This is a genomic window from Colwellia psychrerythraea (assembly GCF_000764185.1).
GTDB classification, from domain to species: domain Bacteria; phylum Pseudomonadota; class Gammaproteobacteria; order Enterobacterales; family Alteromonadaceae; genus Colwellia; species Colwellia psychrerythraea_B.
Window position 1 is genome coordinate 1 of sequence record NZ_JQEC01000066.1, and the last position, 676, is coordinate 676.

Below are 676 nucleotides of genomic sequence, written 5' to 3' on the forward strand. Positions count from 1 at the left end.
GGCACAATACTTCTCAGGTAATCAGTTGATTGTTGGTAGTAAGCCGATAGCACAAGCTTATTCAGGTCACCAATTCGGTCACTTTAATCCTCAGCTTGGTGATGGTCGTGCGCATTTATTAGGTGACATTACGGATAAACAAGGCCAGTCTTGGGATGTACAATTAAAAGGCTCTGGCACTAGCTTCTTTTCTCGTCAAGGTGATGGTCGCTGCGCGCTAGGTCCAGCGCTGCGTGAATATATGATGAGTGAAGCTATGTTCGCCTTAGGTGTACCAACTACTCGTTGTTTAGCTGTTGTTGCTACAGGAGAGGTTGTTTATCTAGAGCGGTCATTACCTGGCGCGGTTGTTACTCGCATTTCCACTAGTCACATTCGTGTTGGCACTTTTCAGTACTTTGCAGCGCGCAAAGATATTGAATCACTTAAAAAGCTGACCAGTTTTGCCATTGAACGTCACTTTCCTCAACTTAAAGCTGCTGAAAGTGAAGCGCTTTCCGGTGATCAAGTAGTTAACTTTTGTCAGCCTCAGAGTAAACCAGTATTTTTTAATATGTATGCTTAAATATTACAGAGATCCCCATTTTGTAATAATTTAATATCAGCAAAAGGCAAAACTGAATAATTTAATATCATTTCTAACGCTAATTAATCAACTAGCCACGGGGTATTAAAC

General features: G+C 41.3%; 1 pseudogene. It reads left to right on the forward strand.

From position 1 onward, the window contains the following. Positions 1-490 (forward strand): annotated as a pseudogene (locus GAB14E_RS02860) (protein adenylyltransferase SelO family protein); the annotation flags it as partial. Between the last annotated feature and the right edge of the window lie 186 nt (positions 491-676).